Source organism: Daejeonella sp. (genome assembly GCF_044342615.1).
GTDB lineage: Bacteria > Bacteroidota > Bacteroidia > Sphingobacteriales > Sphingobacteriaceae > Daejeonella.
The window spans coordinates 1-19,558 of record NZ_JBIIPN010000022.1 but is presented as its reverse complement, the minus strand read 5'-3'; the positions used below and the strand labels follow the sequence as shown (position 1 = coordinate 19,558).

The 19,558-nt window shown below is 35.0% G+C and carries 23 protein-coding genes; 21 read left to right on the top strand and 2 right to left on the bottom strand.

The window, feature by feature from the left end:
• Positions 1-2: 2 nt before the first annotated feature.
• Together argG and ACIQ0D_RS03535 are read right to left on the bottom strand one after the other, a co-directional pair.
• Positions 3-1,193, bottom strand: coding sequence for an argininosuccinate synthase (gene argG / locus ACIQ0D_RS03540; protein WP_395803168.1), 1,191 nt, complete (start codon positions 1,191-1,193; stop codon positions 3-5).
• An 18-nt stretch (positions 1,194-1,211) separates the two neighbouring features.
• Complete coding sequence (locus ACIQ0D_RS03535; protein ID WP_395803150.1) at positions 1,212-1,919, bottom strand: GNAT family N-acetyltransferase; 708 nt, start codon at positions 1,917-1,919, stop codon at positions 1,212-1,214.
• 577 nt (positions 1,920-2,496) lie between these two features.
• On the opposite strand from ACIQ0D_RS03535, the gene ACIQ0D_RS03530 reads away from it, so the two are divergent.
• From ACIQ0D_RS03530 to ACIQ0D_RS03430, 21 genes are all read left to right on the top strand, one after another.
• Positions 2,497-2,844 (top strand): DoxX family protein, encoded by a 348-nt coding sequence (locus ACIQ0D_RS03530; protein WP_395803149.1) that lies wholly within the window; start codon positions 2,497-2,499, stop codon positions 2,842-2,844.
• On the top strand, positions 2,844-3,188 hold the full coding sequence (locus ACIQ0D_RS03525; protein ID WP_395803147.1) for a hypothetical protein: 345 nt from the start codon (positions 2,844-2,846) through the stop codon (positions 3,186-3,188). The genes ACIQ0D_RS03530 and ACIQ0D_RS03525 overlap by 1 nt, the downstream gene beginning before the upstream one ends.
• Before the next feature lie 56 nt (positions 3,189-3,244).
• Positions 3,245-3,577, top strand: a complete 333-nt coding sequence (locus tag ACIQ0D_RS03520) for a hypothetical protein (protein WP_395803145.1) — start codon at positions 3,245-3,247, stop codon at positions 3,575-3,577.
• Between the two features lie 98 nt (positions 3,578-3,675).
• Positions 3,676-4,581: a prohibitin family protein gene (locus ACIQ0D_RS03515; protein WP_395803143.1), complete on the top strand. Its 906-nt coding sequence runs from the start codon at positions 3,676-3,678 to the stop codon at positions 4,579-4,581.
• A 42-nt stretch (positions 4,582-4,623) separates the two neighbouring features.
• On the top strand, positions 4,624-5,403 hold the full coding sequence (locus ACIQ0D_RS03510; protein WP_395803141.1) for a hypothetical protein: 780 nt from the start codon (positions 4,624-4,626) through the stop codon (positions 5,401-5,403).
• A gap of 317 nt (positions 5,404-5,720) precedes the next feature.
• Entirely contained in the window at positions 5,721-6,512 is a 792-nt protein-coding gene (locus ACIQ0D_RS03505) for an SDR family oxidoreductase (RefSeq protein ID WP_395803139.1), read from the top strand.
• A gap of 18 nt (positions 6,513-6,530) precedes the next feature.
• Positions 6,531-7,241, top strand: coding sequence for a pirin family protein (locus ACIQ0D_RS03500; RefSeq protein ID WP_395803138.1), 711 nt, complete (start codon positions 6,531-6,533; stop codon positions 7,239-7,241).
• A 327-nt stretch (positions 7,242-7,568) separates the two neighbouring features.
• Complete coding sequence (locus ACIQ0D_RS03495) at positions 7,569-8,321, top strand: class I SAM-dependent methyltransferase (RefSeq protein ID WP_395803136.1); 753 nt, start codon at positions 7,569-7,571, stop codon at positions 8,319-8,321.
• A gap of 15 nt (positions 8,322-8,336) precedes the next feature.
• Entirely contained in the window at positions 8,337-9,512 is a 1,176-nt protein-coding gene (locus ACIQ0D_RS03490) for a glycosyltransferase family 87 protein (protein ID WP_395803134.1), read from the top strand.
• Positions 9,499-10,434 (top strand): glycosyltransferase family 2 protein, encoded by a 936-nt coding sequence (locus ACIQ0D_RS03485; protein WP_395803132.1) that lies wholly within the window; start codon positions 9,499-9,501, stop codon positions 10,432-10,434. The genes ACIQ0D_RS03490 and ACIQ0D_RS03485 overlap by 14 nt, the downstream gene beginning before the upstream one ends.
• A 4-nt stretch (positions 10,435-10,438) precedes the next feature.
• Positions 10,439-11,209, top strand: coding sequence for a polysaccharide deacetylase family protein (locus ACIQ0D_RS03480; RefSeq protein WP_395803130.1), 771 nt, complete (start codon positions 10,439-10,441; stop codon positions 11,207-11,209).
• 57 nt (positions 11,210-11,266) lie between these two features.
• A complete protein-coding gene (locus ACIQ0D_RS03475; protein ID WP_395803128.1) occupies positions 11,267-11,731 on the top strand; it encodes a PH domain-containing protein in 465 nt (154 codons plus the stop codon).
• 138 nt (positions 11,732-11,869) lie between these two features.
• A complete protein-coding gene (gene rplM, locus ACIQ0D_RS03470) occupies positions 11,870-12,313 on the top strand; it encodes a 50S ribosomal protein L13 (protein ID WP_291403971.1) in 444 nt (147 codons plus the stop codon).
• A 9-nt stretch (positions 12,314-12,322) separates the two neighbouring features.
• The gene (gene rpsI / locus ACIQ0D_RS03465) at positions 12,323-12,709 is read left to right on the top strand and encodes a 30S ribosomal protein S9 (RefSeq protein ID WP_291403969.1); all 387 of its coding nucleotides are present in this window, start codon (positions 12,323-12,325) and stop codon (positions 12,707-12,709) included.
• Positions 12,710-12,727: 18 nt separating this feature from the next.
• Positions 12,728-13,576, top strand: coding sequence for a 30S ribosomal protein S2 (gene rpsB, locus ACIQ0D_RS03460; RefSeq protein WP_395803126.1), 849 nt, complete (start codon positions 12,728-12,730; stop codon positions 13,574-13,576).
• A gap of 142 nt (positions 13,577-13,718) precedes the next feature.
• The gene (gene tsf, locus ACIQ0D_RS03455) at positions 13,719-14,558 is read left to right on the top strand and encodes a translation elongation factor Ts (protein WP_395803124.1); all 840 of its coding nucleotides are present in this window, start codon (positions 13,719-13,721) and stop codon (positions 14,556-14,558) included.
• 120 nt (positions 14,559-14,678) lie between these two features.
• A complete protein-coding gene (nagA, locus tag ACIQ0D_RS03450) occupies positions 14,679-15,803 on the top strand; it encodes an N-acetylglucosamine-6-phosphate deacetylase (protein ID WP_395803122.1) in 1,125 nt (374 codons plus the stop codon).
• A gap of 4 nt (positions 15,804-15,807) precedes the next feature.
• A complete protein-coding gene (pyrH, locus tag ACIQ0D_RS03445) occupies positions 15,808-16,515 on the top strand; it encodes a UMP kinase (RefSeq protein WP_291403965.1) in 708 nt (235 codons plus the stop codon).
• 73 nt (positions 16,516-16,588) lie between these two features.
• A complete protein-coding gene (gene frr / locus ACIQ0D_RS03440; RefSeq protein WP_291403964.1) occupies positions 16,589-17,152 on the top strand; it encodes a ribosome recycling factor in 564 nt (187 codons plus the stop codon).
• 74 nt (positions 17,153-17,226) lie between these two features.
• Complete coding sequence (locus tag ACIQ0D_RS03435) at positions 17,227-18,984, top strand: ABC transporter ATP-binding protein (RefSeq protein ID WP_395803119.1); 1,758 nt, start codon at positions 17,227-17,229, stop codon at positions 18,982-18,984.
• Positions 18,985-19,240: 256 nt separating this feature from the next.
• Entirely contained in the window at positions 19,241-19,465 is a 225-nt protein-coding gene (locus ACIQ0D_RS03430) for a PLDc N-terminal domain-containing protein (RefSeq protein ID WP_395803117.1), read from the top strand.
• Positions 19,466-19,558 lie beyond the last annotated feature (93 nt).

Genomic DNA, 19,558 nt, shown 5'->3' with positions numbered 1-19,558 from the left:
TTTTATTTTTTATCGTTTACCCGATGCCAAATCATCGTTTGATTACCAAAGATTTTTGAGAATCCTTTTACATCTTCTCCCGACCATGAATTATTCATTTCACCGTAGCTACCGAACTTATTCGACATCAGATCATGCTTAGATTCGATACCTATAATTTGGAAACGATAAGGATGTAATTTAACAAAAACTTTCCCGGAAACAGTTTCCTGAGTACTAGAAAGAAATGCCTCCATGTCGCGCATAATTGGATCATGGAACTGCCCCTCATGAAGCCAATTTCCATAAAATGATGCTAATTGATCCTTCCAGCTCAATTGCCATTTGGTTAAAGTATGCTTTTCAAGAGTATGGTGCGCTTTAATAATGATCATCGGTGCTGCGGCCTCAAAACCAACGCGCCCTTTAATTCCAATTATCGTATCACCCACATGAATATCCCTTCCAATTCCGTAAGACTGAGCAATTTCTTGTAATTTTTGAATAGCCTTTACTGGCGAATAATTTTGTCCATCGATTGCCACTAATTCACCCTTTTCAAAGCCGAGTTCAATATCGCGTTCTTCCGTTTGACTAACTTGCGTTGGCCAAGCCTCTTCAGGTAAAGTTTGGTTTGATGTTAGGGTTTCCTTTCCACCAACTGAAGTCCCCCAAATACCCTTATTAATTGAATATCTAGCCTTTTCAGCAGTATATTCTACACCATGTTTGTTTAGGTATTCAATTTCTGCTTCACGGCTCAGTTTAAGGTCGCGAATGGGAGTAATAATCTCTACTCCAGGAATCATAATATTAAAAATCATATCGAAACGAACCTGATCATTTCCTGCGCCAGTGCTACCATGTGCCACATAGTCAGCACCAATCATATTCACATATTTAGCAATTGCTGTTGCCTGACTTACGCGCTCGGCGCTCACAGAAAGTGGATATGTTGCATTTTTAAGTACATTTCCAAAAACCAAATATTTGATACAGCTATCGTAATAATTGAGAGTTTCATCCACTACAGCATGGGAGCTCACTCCCAAGGCATAAGCTCTTTCTTCAATTTGCTTGAGTTCCTCTTCAGAGAAACCACCTGTATTTACAATTACAGAGTGAACTTCTAGATCACGGTCTTTAGATAAGTAAATACAACAAAAGGAAGTATCTAAACCTCCACTAAAAGCTAAAACTACCTTCTTCTTCATCATTTAATTTTTTAGATTTTAACAAATAATGCAATAAACCAAAAGCACCTTTAATGAATTCCGCAATTTTTGCTCAATACGTTCGAGTAATGTTTGTTTGCGAGATACTTTGTTTAGATGTTCTTTAGCAGACTTATTTCTAAACGCTTCGGCCTCTTTCATTTTCTGTTCAATTTCTTTTGCCTTTTCAACAGGATCCCAAAGCATGGCAGTACACATGCAATTTTTACGATCCTTACTCATCAAAATATCGTAATTCACACAGCTCTTACAGCCTTTCCAAAATTCTTCATCCTGACTAAGTTCCGAATATGTTACAGGTTCATAGCCTAATTCTGAATTGATCTTCATCACGGCAAGTCCGGTTGTTAATCCAAAGATCTTTGCATCAGGATATTTCTTCCGCGAAAGCTCAAAAACAGTCCGTTTGATCATTTTGGCAAGACCTTTATTTCGAAAAGCAGGATTGACGATGAGTCCGGAGTTGGCCACAAAAGTCCCATGACTCCAAGTTTCAATATAACAAAAACCTGCCCATGTGCCATCTTGATGCAAGGCTATTACTGCCTTACCTTCCAACATTTTTTGAGTAATGTATTCTGGAGTTCTTCGAGCTATTCCTGTACCTCTAGCTTTGGCAGATTCTGCCATTTCATCACATATCTGCTCTGCGTATTTAGTATGAAGGTCTGTTGCCGGTATGACAACAAATTCGTTTTCTTTCATTGATTTAAAGAAAAAAATCCGTTTTTGAAGCGGAAAAAAGAAACGTCTTTCTTTTGTGAATAATCTGATTGATTTTTTACCGGTAGGAAGGTCCGGCTACCTTTTAATTAATGCCAAGATTCAAGTCCGCGGCATAAAGGGTCGTCGGAAACGCAACACTAACTTCTCAGGCCTAAAATTACTACAAACAATACCTCTCATATAAGCCACAGGGCTTAATGAATGTGTATTGGCCTGGTAGTGTAAACAGTTCATTTTTAATTTGTGTGTGTTTTTAGATTTATTATACAAAAAAACAAAAAAAATAATGAATTATGCAATAGAGCATGGATAATATTACAATTTTTTAATGTGTTTGGATTTTGGAATGAAATAATAACATAGAATTTTTTATCCATGCTAGCTAATTTAAAATAGTCTAAAAACCATCTTCAAAATAAATAATCTGCAAACAGCTATTATTCAGCCAGTATAAGTACCTTCACGGAGAATTAAAAATTTTTGCAAGAGACATATTTCAAATACAGAATAAAATATTTGTGCCTATCAAAAATTTCCCACCAATAATATAAATACCATGGAAAAACTTGTAATAATTAGCCAAATTATACTTGCGCTATCTGTAGCCTATGTTTGGATATTTAGATTCGACAATATTGTTGTTGAATTTAAACAGTACGGGCTACCAGATGTGATTAGAAATGTAGTAGGCGCCTCAAAAATAGCTCTTGCCACCTTATTAATTACAGGTATTTGGTATACAGATTTGCTTCTTTATTCGGCATTATCAATGGCATTTTTAATGGTTTGCGCACAAATGGCACACTTTAAAGTTAAAAATCCATTCTCAAAGCACTTGCCTTCATTAATCCTATTAATTCTATCCTTATTTATTGCAGGATTCTATGCAGATATCATCCATTAATGCGTGTAATTGATCTTTATTTAATCTGGTTTTCGGCATTATCTTTTTTGTTTTACGGTTTTAGCTATTATTTTTCTTCAGGTATGAAGAATGAATTTAAGCGCTATGGATTGGAAAAATTTGCTTTTATGACCAGTACTTTGCAAATATTAGGGGGACTAGGCTTAATTGTTGGATTAAAATTCTATCCCATATTTATGTTTTCTAGTGGGGGACTAGCCTTATTAATGCTATTTGGTTTTCTTGTGCGACTTAAAATTAGGGATGGCTTTTGGCGCTCCTTACCTGCATTTTTATACCTTGTCTTAAATAGCTATCTATTTATTAGCAATTATATAAGATAAATTTGGAATTGTGAGTATTTATACTTATATTGTAAAATTGATTTGAAATTAGAAAAATGGAAATGCAAAGATTATTCAAGCCATTATTATTTATTAGTTTAGGGATAACTCTTTTCAAATATTTAGCTTGGTATTTTAAGATTGATGTCCCTTTTCCTATTACAGTGATAAACTTTGCTTTAATACTAGCATACAGTTTCATTGCACTCAGAGAAATTTACAAATCAAACAAAACAGGTTTAACTGAAAAAATCATGTGGACCTTAGGTTTTATAGGTATAATTAATCTCTTGGCCGGTCTTGTTTATTTTCTTTTTGCAAGGAAAAGAATTTTAAGAGAAAATAAAATTCTTAATACAGAAAGTGAATCTTTTAAGGTTGCTGAGTAAAAACAAATATTCGGCGTGAGTTGAAAAAGAAATACAAATTATTATGAAGAGCCTTCACCTAGAATTATTGTAATTTTAACTAATAAAAAATCATAATCATGTTTTTAATCATCATCGGAATATTTGCACTTCTAGCTAGTTTTTTTATGGCCTCTCAAGATGGTCAGGCAGCGCGATTCAGTAAAATTACACGTATTGGAGCAATAATTTTAATATTAATTGGTGCCTCTTTCTCGATGTTTAAAGTTGTTGAATCGGGTGAAGTAGGCGTAAAAACTCTTTTTGGTAAGGTAAATGATGATGTGCTTTATAGCGGATTGAATGTTGTTAATCCAATGATGGAGGTTACAACTTTCGATGTAAAAACCCAAAACTATACCATGTCGGGTGTTAATGATGAAGGAGGAAAAAGTGGCGATGATGCCATTAGAGTTCTTTCTGCTGACGGTTTGGAAGTTATCATCGATCTTTCAGTACTTTTTAAGGTTAAACCCTCTGCCACACCTGAAATTCTTCGCACCATTGGAACAGATTATCTGGATAAAATTGTAAGGCCAATTGCACGAACTGCTATCAGAGACAATGCCGTTTCTTATGATGCGGTAGCATTATATTCAAGCAAGCGCGATGAATTTCAAAATAAAATATTTAATACCATCAATAAAAGTTTTGTTAAACGCGGATTAGAACTAGAGCAACTCCTAGTAAGAAATATCACTCTACCTGCCTCGGTAAAAACCACTATTGAATCTAAAATCAATGCAGAGCAAGATGCTCAAAAAATGACCTTCGTTCTTCAAAAAGAGCGTCAAGAAGCTGAGCGTAAGCGTGTTGAAGCACAAGGTATTGCTGATTATCAAAAAATCTTATCTACTGGTTTAAGTGATAAACAACTTCAATATGAAACCATAAAGGCTCAAAAAGAAATTGCTTTATCACCTAATGCTAAAATCATAATCATGGGTAATGGAAAGAATGCACCCATTATTCTTGGTGGGAATTAAATACCTTTGTAAGGCCTGACCATTTCATCAGACATTTAATAATTGTCACAGAAAGAACAAGATCCTTATTTCACAAGTTTTGCCCTTGAGCTAGAGGCACCTGATCAGTTTAATTTCTTAAAGGATAATAAACCTCATCCTCTATGCCTTTTAGCTGCCAAAGATTTACAAGAATACCTTAAGCATCAAAGCGATTGGGAGCATAATTTCGGATTAAATCCCACACAAAAAGGTTTCATCATCGGCAAAATGTTTGGAGTTTTAGTCGTGAAAACTTCCCAAAATGAACTAGGATATATCGCAGCATTTTCAGGAAAAATGGCGGGCAGAAATCATCACTCTAAATTTGTCCCGCCAGTTTTTGATAGCTTGCAAGAAGGTGGTTTCCTAAATACTGGAATGGCCGAACTCGCGCGCATCAATAATGTCATCAAAGAAAAAGAACATTTAAAGGCTGAAGGTTATTTAGAAGATGTTCGATTGATGAAAGCAGCTCGAAAAAAACACTCGAATACACTTCAAAATGAGCTATTTAATCACTATACATTTTTGAATAAACACGGTGAGGAAAAAAGCCTTAATGAGATATTTAAAGCTGCATCTTATAAAAATCCGCCTGCGGGGGCTGGCGAATGTGCCGGACCGAAACTTTTACAGTACGCCTTTAAACATCAGATGGAACCATTAGCCATTGCCGAATTTTGGTGGGGACAATCGCCAAAGTCGGAGCATTGGAAACACTTAAATTATTACCCTTGTTGCAAAGAAAAATGTGAACCCATTTTGGCGCATATGCTGGAAGGTATAAAAATTCAAAAATAGTGAAATCTCAAAGCTTATACGCTTTTTCCCTTCCCAGAACATTAATAAGATTTAATTAAAAACCATATTAACAAGCCCCTTCAAAAATAAATAAGAGATCTTAAAACGGATATTTCGAAAGCTTTAAATATACGTTATCTAAAAAATCTCAATTACTGTCTCTTTGAACAATAGCCTGATTAATTTGTTAATCCATTAGTTATTTCAAGGCTAGAAGATTAACAATAAACGTAAAAAACCTTATCATCTAATATTTACCTTATTTCAAGAATCTGAGTTTTGGATTATTAATTATTAATGTCTTTAAATAAATCCACATGAAAAAATTAGAAAACAAAGTAATACTAATTACTGGTGCAGCTATGGGGCTTGGCTTAGCTACCGCTATTGAAGCGGCAAAAGAAGGTGCTAAACTTAGTCTAATCGACTTTAACGAAAAAACTTTAGAAGAAACAAAAAGCTTTCTGAAGAAAACTTTTCCTGAAACAGAAGCGCTATTTATACATGCAGATGTATCAAAAGAAACTGAAGTTAAGGAATTTGTAGAGCAAACTATGAAAGCTTACGGACGAATAGATGGATTTTACAATAATGCAGGAATTGAGGGCAGACAAGCACTTTTAACCGAATATGACTTAGAAATCTTCAAAAAAGTAATTGATATCAATCTGATGGGAGTGTACTATGGTATGCGCTACATCATTCCGGTAATGCAAAAACAAAACTATGGCCGCATCGTAAATGCATCATCTGTGGGGGGAATACGAGGTGTGCTAAATCAAACAGCCTATGTTGCAGCCAAACATGCGGTGTGTGGAATTACTAAAAATGCAGGCATTGAATACAGTAAATACAATATTTTAACCAATTCTATCGCTCCAGGGGCAATTCTAACGCCAATGGTAGCTGAAGCTTTCAAGCAGATGAACCCTACAGATCCCAAAAAAGCTGAAACAGATTATGCACAATCGAATCCTACAAAACGACTGGGATTACCCGAGGAAGTTGCAAAACTTGTCGTATTTTTGTTGAGTGAAGATTGTTCTTATATCAGTGGTCAAACTATTGCTATAGATGGCGGACAATCAAATCTTTATGGAAATCTTTAGTTTTTAATTCAAGAAAAAATGAAAACAGTAGTTCATAAGTCTGATACTCGTGGAAATGCAAACCATGGTTGGTTACATAGTAGACATACCTTTAGCTTTGCTGGATATTATGATCCGCAAAGAATGAACTTCGGTGTTTTAAGAGTGTTAAATGATGATATCGTTGCTGGAGGCATGGGATTTGGAGCTCATCCCCATGACAATATGGAAATTATTTCCATTCCACTAGAGGGAGATTTGGAACATCAAGATAGCATGGGGAATAAAACGGTAATCAGAAATGGCGACATACAAGTGATGAGTGCCGGAACAGGAATTACCCATAGCGAATACAATAAAAATGCAGATAAAGAGGTGAAATTCTTACAGATTTGGATGTTTCCAAATAAAGGGAATGTGGAGCCACGTTACGATCAAATTACTTTAAATTTAGAAGATCGTCACAATAAACTCCAACAAATATTAAGTCCCACTCCTGAAGATGAAGGCGTTTGGGTTCATCAAAATGCTTGGTTTCATCTAGGAAAATTAGATGAAGGTTTCTCAACAGAATATCAAATTAAAGGATCTGGAAACGGAGTTTATGCATTTATTCTGAATGGAGATATAAGTATAAATGATCAAAAACTAAATTCAAGAGACGGCTTTGGAATCTGGGAAACCGATAAATTTACCATCAGCGCAAACTCAAATGCGGAGATTCTATTGATGGAAGTCCCAATGGCTTAAACAATAAAAGGCATGAAAATGTCAAGCATATAAAACATTAAATAACGCTCTGCAAGAATTAGAAACTCTCTTGCGGAGCTTTTTTTTTCAAAAATTACAAATCTTAATATCTATCAAAAAATTATTGCACTCAAGCTATTGGTTAAATGGCCAATTTAAATAGAAAATCAAAAAAAATTTAGATGTTCAGGTTGTCAGCAAAAATTATAAAATTTTGATTTATGTAATATTTATGTTATAATTAAACCTTTTATTAAATACTTTACTGTTAGGTGTTTAAAATTTATAATTGTACTATTTAAAAAAACACCGTTCCAAGCTTGAGAGATGGATAAAAATTACTACAAAGAATATTATGTTTTAGAGCGTGAACATTGGTGGTTCAAAGCAAGAGCAAAAATTATTTCCAATCTGATTCTAAAAAGCCTCAAAAACCAAGAAAAAAATAAACTTAAAATCTTGAATATTGGGGCTGCAACAGGCAAAACAAGTGAACTTTTATCTCAATTTGGGACTGTAACCTCACTAGAATACGACAAAGATTGTTGTGATTTCGCAAATAGCACATTGAATTTGAATATCATAAATGGGTCTATTTTAGAATTACCATTTGGTGAAGAAGAATTTGATATAGTTTGTGCATTAGATGTGATTGAACATGTTGAGGATGATACATTAGGAGTTTCAGAAATGAAAAGAGTCTGTAAAAGCGGTGGTTTGATTGTGGTAACGGTTCCCGCTTTTATGTTATTATGGAGCAATCATGATGAAGTTAATCATCATTTTAGACGGTACACCATGTCTAGCTTAAAAGAAATATTCACTAAAATAAATTTGCCTACTATTCAGGCTACCTACTTCAACACGATTTTATTCGTACCCATAATGGCCTTCAGATTAATAAGCAAACTTATTCCTGATAGATTTATAAGAGTAGGCGCTGGCTCTGATGCTACTTTACATAATAATAATAGTATCTCAAGTAAAATTCTGTACCAAATTTTTAAATCAGAATTGGCTTTACTCAAACTTTTTAATCTGCCCTTTGGCGTTTCTATATTTATTTCATCTAAAAAATAAAGGCGAATTTGATATATGTACAATTTTTTAACAAATACCATATTTAAAAAAAGTATCTACATAAGCTCACTATGGTTTATAATTACAGCATTTGCTATTCTTAAATTATTGTCGAGTGGAAATTTTAACAACTATCTAATCTTTAAATTTACTTTCTACAGTTTGGTGAATGAACGAAATTTCTTTTTGCCACAACCAGAAAATTTTCAGCATTACAATCTCTACGGACCAATCTTTAGTGTATTTATTGCGCCATTTGCAATTTTGCCAAATTGGTTAGGTCATACATTATGGACAATCTTTAATTCATCTGTACTTTTTATTGCTATTAGAAAACTGCCATTGCCATCAGGGGCTACTTTAGCAATTATATTAATAGCTGCACATGAAAACCTAACCTCTATACTTAGCTCTCAGTTTAACCCAAGTATGACTGCAATTATACTTTTAAGCTTTTCATTTATAGTGAAGAAAAAGGATTTTTGGGCAGCTTTCATGATTGTTTTAGGCACTTTTATTAAACTCTATGGTATTGTTGGCCTCGCCTTCTTCTTTTTCTCTAGTGATAAAAAGAAGCTGATTTTGGGACTAGTATTTTGGAGCATAATAGCATTTACGCTACCCATGCTTTTTTCATCTCCAGAATTTATTATTCAATCCTATAAAGATTGGTACTTGGCAGTTTCTCAGAAAAATATCATGAATAGTACTTTAATCACTGATCAAGATATATGTTTAATGGGAATGGTACGTAGAATTTCAGGCGATAATTCTATTCAAAACTGGCCCTTCATATTGGCAGGATTAATCTTATTTGTGCTACCTTATTTTAGGTTTTCTCAATTAAAAGAAAATAATTTCAGACTAATGCTGCTTGCTAGTACATTGATCTTTACAGTTATTTTCAGTACCAGCTCCGAATCGCCAACCTATGTAATTGCATTTGTCGGCGTGGCAATTTGGTTTGTAATACAACCTTCACCTAAAAATAAATGGATTCTGTTTTTATTTATTTTTGCGTTTTTATTGACAAGCATGTCGCCTTCTGATCTATTTCCAAAATTTATTAGGAATGAGTACATAAAACCTTACTCTCTAAAGGCACTACCATGTGTATTGATTTGGTTTACAATAATTTATCAAATGTTGACCTCAGATTTTAAGAATTACAATAAGTATGGTATCGAATAAGTTAGTATCAATAGTTCTACCCGCCTTTAATGAATCTGAAAATATTGTTAGGGTTTGTTCGGAGATTGACAATGTTTTTAAGAAACTCCCTTATTCACATGAAATTATTCTTGTAGCTGATGGCTGCACAGATAATACAATGGAAACCATACAGGAGCTGATACCAAATAATGAACATGTTTTCTTCATTGAATTTTCGAGGAATTTTGGACATCAGCTTGCTTTAAAGGCGGGTCTTGATCATGCTAAAGGCGATTGTGTGGTTAGTATGGACTGCGACCTTCAGCATCCACCACAACTACTACCCGAATTACTAAGGAAATGGGAAGAAGGATTTGAAATAGTATATACCGTACGTTTAGAAGACAAAAGGCTTCCTCTAGCCAAAAGAATATCGTCTAATCTATTTTATAAAACGCTAAATAGTCTATCGGATGTAGAGTTGGAGTCGGGATCAGCCGATTTCAGACTTCTTGATAAAAAAGTTGTTTCTGTTATTCGAAACTTTAATGAAAATGAACCCTTTTTAAGAGGCCTTTTCAAATGGATTGGTTTCACACAAACTTCTGTGGAGTATACTCCTAATTCCCGCTATTTTGGCGAGAGCAAGTACAGCGTCAAAAAAATGATCAAATTTGCACTTCAGGGTGTAACCTCATTTTCTATAAAACCACTCTATGCCGCTACTTACATCGGATTTGCACTATCAGTCTTATCAATATTGTATATCCCTTATGTTTTATATGCATTTTTTATGGGCGAGGAAGTATCGGGTTGGGCATCTATTATTATAACTATTGTATTTTTTGGTGGCTTACAACTAATCATTTTAGGAATAATCGGCATTTACATTGGGAAGATGTTTATGCAGGTAAAAAATAGACCAAACTATATCATACGTTCCACAAATATTAAAGAATAAAATTTTGGTACTTCTCAGTTTTGATATAGAGGAATTTGATATGCCTCTTGAATATAATAAAGAAATATCCTTTAAAGATCAGATGGAAATATCTATAAGAGGGACAAAGCATATCTTAGATATTTTGGATAAACATCAAGTTAAGGCCACATTTTTCAGCACGGTTATCTTCGCTCAGAATGCACCTGAGGTAATTAAGCGATTACTTTCTAGTGGGCATGAGCTAGCATCGCATGGTTATTATCACTCTGCCTTTGATAAAACACATCTTGCATTATCAAGAAAAGTACTTCAAGAAATCTCCTCACAAGATATCATCGGATTTAGAATGCCTAGAATGAAGCCTGTTGATGAGGATGAGGTGAGAAAGGCAGGTTATTTATATAATTCATCTATAAATCCGACATGGCTACCTGGCCGATATAATAACTTATCAAGCCCTAGAACAATATTTGAAAAAGTAGGAATTTGGCAAATCCCCGCATCTGTGAGTCCGATGTTACGATTCCCATTATTCTGGCTCTCTTTTCATAATTTACCACTTTGGCTCTATACTTGGTTAGCAAAAAGCACCCACAAAAAAGATGGCTATTTAAATATTTACTTTCATCCTTGGGAGTTTACAGACTTAACTGATCAAAAAAGATTTGGTTTCCCAGGATATGTAAGCAAAAACACAGGGGCAAAAATGATCGAAAGAATGGATATCTTTATCAATCAATTGAAGAAGCAAAATTACAGCTTTGGAACATTGTCTGATTTCATCCAATATTGACGAGAGATTCATTAAATATAAAAGGAGAGCCTGTATAAATTTAACAATAATAGTGATATGAAATACAAGGCCTCTCTCGACCAAACTGCCATTATTATTACTATTTTGGTAGGTCTCCTTTTTGGAGCCTTGATCATCTTTAATTTTATTCTACCACTGGCCATACTATTATTGAGTGTATATCTAATATGCTGGTATCTAAAACCATTAAGATACGAGATTAAGTCCGATCAAATAATTATACATAGATTGATCAAGAGTGTGCGCATCAAGAGGTATGATATTGAAAATCTGACTTTAATAGATAAAGACAAGCTAAGTGGAACTATACGCACATTTGGAGTAGGGGGATTATTTGGTTGGTATGGAAAATTCAGCAATAATGAATTAGGCGACATGACCTGGTATTTAACGAGCAGAGATAAACCTATTTTAATAATAAGCAAGGCGGGTAAAAAAATTCTGATAAGTCCGGATGATGCCGAAGGTTTTAGCAAGGAGTACAATAAAACAAAGCTTTAGAAATCTATATAAAAGGCAAGAATTACATCAATTTTACTTTTTTCTATTTAGCCTTTGTCAATTAATCAATTTTTCGTATCTTTGCAGTCCCTATTTTTAGGGCAATTAATAAATAATACATAATTTAAATTAAAGCAAGTGAATACGTTAAGTTACAAAACTGTCTCTGCCAACAAAGCGACCGCCAACAAGAATTGGGTAGTTGTTGACGCTCAGGGCGAGATTTTGGGGCGCTTGTCTTCTAAGATTGCAATGATCATTAGAGGAAAAAACAAGCCTGAGTACACCCCACACGTAGACTGCGGAGATAATGTAATTGTTATCAATGCAGACAAAGTAAAACTGACAGGAAACAAATTTGCCAACAAGCAATATGTTTCATACACAGGTTATCCTGGTGGTCAGAAATTCATTTCTCCGAAGGAGTTAATGGCGAAGCATCCTACTCGCGTAGTAGAGAAAGCTGTACGTGGTATGTTACCTAAAAACAGTTTGGGCCGTGCATTGTATAAGAACCTGTTTGTTTATGCAGGTACTGATCATCCGCATGCAGCACAAAATCCTCAAACCATTAAACCGTAATTAAGAGAAATGTCAACTACAAACACTTCAGGAAGAAGAAAAACAGCAGTTGCGCGCATTTATCTAACAGATGGAAGCGGCAAGGTTACCGTAAACGGTAAAGATTACAAGGAATATTTTCCAACATTGCCATTACAATATATCGTAATGCAGTCGACCGAAGTTTCTGAATCAACAGGAAAATTCGATGTAACTGTAAACGTTGCAGGCGGTGGTGTTAAAGGACAGGCAGAAGCCGTTCGTTTAGCAATCGCTAAGGCTATTGTAGAGCTAGATCCAGAGAAAAAATCTGCATTGAGAGCTAAAGGTATTATGACCCGCGACGACCGTATGGTTGAGCGTAAGAAACCAGGTCGTAAGAAAGCCCGTAAGAAATTTCAATTTAGTAAACGTTAATCTCAGGAGGATCAGACAATGGCAAGAACAACATATCAAGACTTATTGGATGCAGGTGTACATTTTGGTCACCTTACCCGTAAATGGGATCCGAAAATGGCTCCGTACATTTTCATGGAACGTAATGGCATCCACATTATAGATTTAAATAAAACTTTAACAAAATTAGAAGAAGCTGCTGCTGCGATTAAACAAATCGTAAAATCAGGACGCAAAATCTTATTTGTTTCTACTAAGAAGCAAGCTAAAGATATTGTTGCTGAGCAAGCACGTTCTGTAAACATGCCTTATGTAACCGAGCGTTGGTTAGGTGGTATGTTAACTAACTTTGCTACAGTTCGTAAATCAATCAAAAAGATGTCGAACATCGATAAGATGACTAAAGACGGTACTTTTGATGTTTTATCAAAGAAAGAAAAATTAATGATTCAGCGTGAGCGTATCAAATTAGAAGCCCTTCTTGGAGGTATTGCTGATTTAAATCGTTTACCAGCTGCATTATTTATTATTGACGTTAAGAAAGAACATATCTCTGTTGCAGAAGCGATGAAATTAAACATCCCTACTTTCGCAATGGTTGATACTAACTCTGATCCGTCAAACATCGACTTCCCTATCCCAGCGAATGATGATGCAACTAAATCAATCACATTGATTACTGATGTTATCATGAAGGCTATCCACGAAGGATTAGACGAGCGTAAGCGTGAGAAGGATGAAGAAGCTGACAAGGAAGCTGCAGTTGCAAAAGCAAAAGTAGATACTGAAGGCGAAGCTAAAGATGAAGCAGCTACTCCTGGAAAGCGCACCCGTAAGGCTGCTGCTGAAGGTGTTGCAGTAGAAACTGAAGCAAAAAGCGAAGAATAATTTCGAATTATTCCGCAATTACAATTAGTTAATCCCTAATTATTATGGGATACCAATTGCAAAAACAATCAAATTAATTTTAATAATATTCCCTTAGATCCCCGCCAATGGCGGGGATTCAAAGGATTAAAAGGAAAATAACATGTCTACAGTACAAATTACTGCCGCAGATGTAAATAAATTACGCCAACAGACCGGAGCCGGAATGATGGATTGCAAAAAAGCATTGACCGAAGCTAATGGTGATTTTGAAGCTGCCATCGACTACCTACGTAAAAAAGGTGCGAAAGTTGCTGCTAGTCGCCAAGATCGTGAATCAAACGAAGGTGTAGTTATCGCTAAAACAACCGCTGATGGTAAGCGTGGAGTTATAGTTGAATTTAACTGCGAAACTGATTTCGTTGCTAAAAACGCTGATTTCGTTGCTTTTGCAAACAGCATTGCTGATTTAGCAATTGATAAAAACCCTGCTTCTCTTGATGATTTAATTCAACTTGAGCTAAATGGCGAAAAGTTAGCTGATACAATCATTTCACAAATTGGTAAAATTGGTGAAAAAGTTGGTGTTTCTAAATTCGAGTCAGTAACTGGTGATAAAGTTATCGCATACATCCACGGAAACTACCGTTTAGGTGTATTAGTTGCTTTGAATTCTAATCCAGCATCCGCTGATGAGGTTGGTAAAGACGTAGCAATGCAAATTGCTGCAATGAACCCAGTTGCTATCGATAAGGATGATGTAGATTCAAAAACTATCGAAAGAGAACTTGAAATTGCGAAAGATGTAATCCGTGCAGAAGGTAAGCCAGAAGAAATGGTAGAAAAAATTGCTGCTGGAAAACTTAATAAATTCTATAAAGATTCAACTTTACTAAATCAGGAGTTTGTAAAAGACTCAACTAAAACTGTTGCTCAGTTTTTAAATGATGTAGAAAAAGGTCTCACTGTTACCGCCTTTAAACGGGTTCAGTTAGGAGCTTAATATTTAAATCCTCTCCAAAACGGAGAGGATTTTTTTTGTCTGAAAATTCCTGAGCCCTGATTCCAACATGATTTTAATAATCATTACAGGCTTCATCTTACAAATAGAAAGAAAAAACAGATGAGTATTGCACTTATAAATGCCAGCATATATACTGGCGAAGAAAAATTAGAAAATAAGGTGATCCTTCTAAAGAACGGACATGTATTATCTATTTGCAATCCATCAGAAATACCATCAGAATTTCAAATTCACGACCTAAAAGGCTTATTTATAGCTCCTGCTTTAATCGATCTTCAAATTTATGGTAGTGGAGGTAAACTTTTCGGTTCATTGCCTAGCGAAGAAGCTTTGCAACAAATGGAAACTGATTTGCTAGGTCAAGGGACTACAGGTTTTTTTGCTACAGTAGCTACCAATAATGATGAAGTTGTATTAAAGGCAATTGAAGCGGCCAAATCATATCGCAAAAAGGCAAAAGGGGTATTTTTGGGACTACACCTTGAAGGCCCTTATCTTAATCCTATAAAAAAAGGTGCACACCCCGAAAAATTTATAAAAAAGGGGAAATTATCAGAGCTAAAGAATTGGGTTGAACTCGCCGAAGGAGAAATAAAAATGATGACCATCGCACCTGAACTTCAAGACAGAGAGCTGATGGATTACCTTGATTCACAAGGCATTATAATCTCTGCAGGTCATAGCAATGCAAGTTATGAGGAAGCTTTATCTTTCCTAAACAATCCAGTGCATGCTGCCACTCATCTTTATAATGCAATGCCAGCTATTCATCATAGAGAGCCGGGACTAATCCCAGCAATTTTTAAGACAAAACCATACACAAGCATCGTAGCTGATGGTGTACATGTTAGCTTTCCGATGATTGAGTTAGCTAAGAAAGAAATGGGCGACAAATTATTCTTAATTACTGATGCAGTAACAAGAAGTAATCAAGGAGCTTATCAACATGTATTTACCGGCGATCGTTATACCATGCCGGATGGAACTTTATCAGGTTCATGCCTAAGCATGCTTAAGGCGGTAGAAAATTGTGTTAATCACGTTAATATTCCAATAGATGAAGCTTTAAGAATGGCTTCAACATACCCAGCAAAACTAATAAAAGATACTAAACACGGATATTTAAAGACTGGCTATGCTGCTGATATTTTGGTGTTTGACAAAAATTTACAATTCCAAAAGACCTACTTTTCAGGTATATTAGAAAATAATTTAATAAATTAAAAAGATGAAGTTTAAACGTATCCTCCTAAAACTAAGTGGCGAAGCATTGATGGGCGAAAAGCAATATGGCATCGATATTGATCGCGTAGCACAATATGCAAAAGACATTCAAGCTGTACATGCAAGAGGAATAGAAATTGCCTTAGTAATTGGCGGTGGTAATATCTATCGCGGATTAAGTGCAGAAAAAGCAGGGATGGACAGAGTTCAAGCCGACTATATGGGCATGCTTGCCACCGTAATCAATAGTATGGCTTTACAGGATGCACTTGAAAAAACTGGAGTAAAAACTCGCTTACTAACAGCGATTAAAATGGAACAGATATGTGAGCCATTTATTCGTAGAAGAGCAGTTCGACACCTAGAAAAAGGAAGAATTGTCATATTCGGGGCAGGAACCGGAAATCCATATTTTACCACTGATACCGCCGCATCTTTAAGAGCGGTTGAAATCAATGCGGATGTAGTGATGAAGGGCACGCGTGTAGATGGCATCTACACTGCTGATCCTCTTAAAGATTCAAATGCTACACGTTACGATGAAATTACTTTCGATGAGGTTTATAAAAAGAATTTGAATGTAATGGACATGACCGCTTTCACATTGTGCCAAGAAAATAAACTACCGATTATTGTTTTCGATATGAATAAGCCTGGTAATTTTATGCGTTTAGCAGAAGGAGAACCAATTGGAACATTAGTTAGGGGATAAAATAGATTGAATAATGTTTAAATACCTGAGATAAGAGGAATTTAATTAATTTTGCAAATCGAACAGAAATATTATGAACGAGCTTATAAAGAAACAACTGGATGATGCGAAAGCTCATATGGAAAAAGCCATTGAGTTTTGTGATAATGAATTGGTAAAAATACGTGCCGGCAAGGCAATGCCAACCATGTTAGATGGTATTTTTGTAGATTATTATGGCACTCCAACAGCTTTAAATCAAATTGGAACGGTAAATACACCAGATGCACGTACGCTTGTTGTACAACCCTGGGAAAAAGCAATGCTCATTCCAATTGAAAGAGCAATTATGGAGGCAAACATCGGCTTAAACCCACAAAATGATGGTACGGTAATCCGCTTAAATGTGCCACCACTTACAGAAGAACGCCGTAAAGACTTAGTTAAAAAAGTAAAAGAAGAAGCCGAAAAAGGAAGAATCGCAGTTAGAAACATCCGTAAAGATGCTAATGAGAAAATCAAGCGCACAAAATCTGAAGGTGTATCTGATGATGAAATCAAAACCGGTGAAGGTGAAGTGCAAAAATTAACTGATAGCTGTATTGTTCGTATCGATCGACTAATGGAGCTTAAAGAAAAAGACATCATGACTGTCTAACTAAAATATAACATATCAAAAGAAAGGGAATAGGAATTTAACTTGTTCCCTTTCTTTTTTATGACAAATTACCTATGAAACTACTATTACAATATTTAAAAAATTATAAAGGACTAATCTTCCTAGCATTACTACTTGCCGCTGTAAATCAGATATTTTCACTCTTGGATCCATGGATTTTTCGAAAAGTTATCGATACTTATGTAACTAGATACCAAGAATATACAACCGAAGAATTTTTTAAAGGTGCTGGATTATTAATACTAGCAGCAATGGGAGTAGCAATGGTTTCGCGAATCGCGAAAAACTTCCAAGATTATTATGTCAATGTAATTACGCAACGTTTAGGAGCTAAAATCTATTCAGATGGTTTAGCACATTCTTTAGAATTGCCCTATTCAGTATTTGAAGATCAACGTAGTGGCGAAACATTAGGGATTTTACAAAAGGTGAGAACCGATAGTGAGAAACTTATAACTGCACTCATAAATATTGTATTCACCTCATTAGTGGGAGTAACATTCGTTTTTATCTATGCAATAAATATTCATTGGTCAATTGCAGTTGTTTATATTTCAGTAATTCCCATTTTAGGCTTTATAAGCTCTGTGTTGAGCAAAAAGATAAAAGTGGTACAAAAGGCTATTGTAGCAGAAACTACAGCTCTTGCAGGCTCTACTACCGAGTCGTTGAGAAATATAGAGTTAGTTAAAAGTCTTGGGCTCTCTGGTCAAGAAATAAAACGCCTTGGTAATACCACTAACAAAATATTAAAACTCGAGCTCAAGAAGGTAAAATATGTACGAAGCTTAAGCTTTATACAAGGCACACTTGTTAATTTACTGCGAAACATGATTTTGCTCTTAATGCTATATCTAATATTTGCTGGTAGAATCAGTGTTGGAGAATTCTTCTCGCTCTTTATTTATTCATTCTTTATTTTCGGGCCTCTTCAAGAACTCGGAAATATTATCAATGTTTATCGTGAGACTGAAGTTTCATTAGATAATTTCAAAAAAATATTAAGCACACCAAAAGAACAAAAACCTAAAAACCCTACTGTTTTAGGTCGTGTAAACAGCCTTAAATTTAATGAAGTAAGCTTTAAGCATCAATCGTCAAACCGAAATGCACTTGAAAATATTTCATTTGAAACAAAGAAGGGACAAACAATCGCATTTGTTGGTCCCTCAGGATCAGGAAAAACCACTTTGGTTAAATTACTTGTAGGCTTATATCATCCTGAAAGCGGCCAAGTTCTATACAATGACGTCCCTTCTAAGCAAATTGATTTGGACGAACTTCGTGAAAAAATCAGCTTTGTAACACAGGATACCCAATTATTTTCGGGCACTATTCGCGAGAACCTTCTTTTTGTTCGTCCGGATGCTAGTGATGAGGAATGTATGCAAGTATTACAAAGAGCCGCATGTCAAAATCTTCTTTCACGTGCTGATAAAGGTCTAGATACGATTATTGGTGAAGGTGGGGTAAAGGTATCAGGTGGCGAAAAACAACGTCTTTCAATAGCGAGAGCACTACTTCGTGAACCAAACATTTTGGTATTTGACGAAGCTACTTCATCACTTGATTCATTAACTGAAGAAGAAATTACCGAAACTATTCGTAATGTATCTGTTGTTAGTGATCATATTACCATACTTATTGCACACCGACTTTCAACTATTATGCATGCTGATAAAATATTTGTACTAGAAAAAGGACATATCATTGAATCAGGCAAGCATGAAGAGCTGCTTGCTGAAAAAGGTCTATATTTTGCCATGTGGCGTCAGCAGATTGGAGAAAATATTCAATCTAAGAGAAAATAACTTTATATTTAAATAAATTAAATGATATTATGCTAATTTTTTTAAATGTCAGCTTTTCAGTTCTTATTTTATTGATAATATTAATTTTAGTTGCTTATGTCATTTCATTGGCATACGTTTTAATTGATATCTCGAGATCAGAATTTAAAAATCCGAAAGATAAGATTTTCTGGTCCACCATAGTTGTTATGGCTCCCTTATTAGGAACAACATTATATCTTAATATAGGTAAAAATCAAAAAATAAAGAAAATGCAATGACCAACCTCTTATTTTACAATATTGGAATATTAGAGTTAATACTGATTGCCTTTACAGCAATTTCGATAGTTCTTGTCATCCCTTTCTCAATATTTGATATCATAAAATCCAAGGAAATGAGCAATTATCGTAAACTCATTTGGATATTATTTATTCTAATGGCCCCACTTTTAGGAGCAATAATCTATCTATTATGGGGGCGTAAACAAAAAGCACTATGAGTATATTATTAATTTTACTATTCGTGGGTGGTGTATTACGATTTTTATTAGGAATCATCTGGTTCATTTTAATCGTGGTGACATTACTAGATC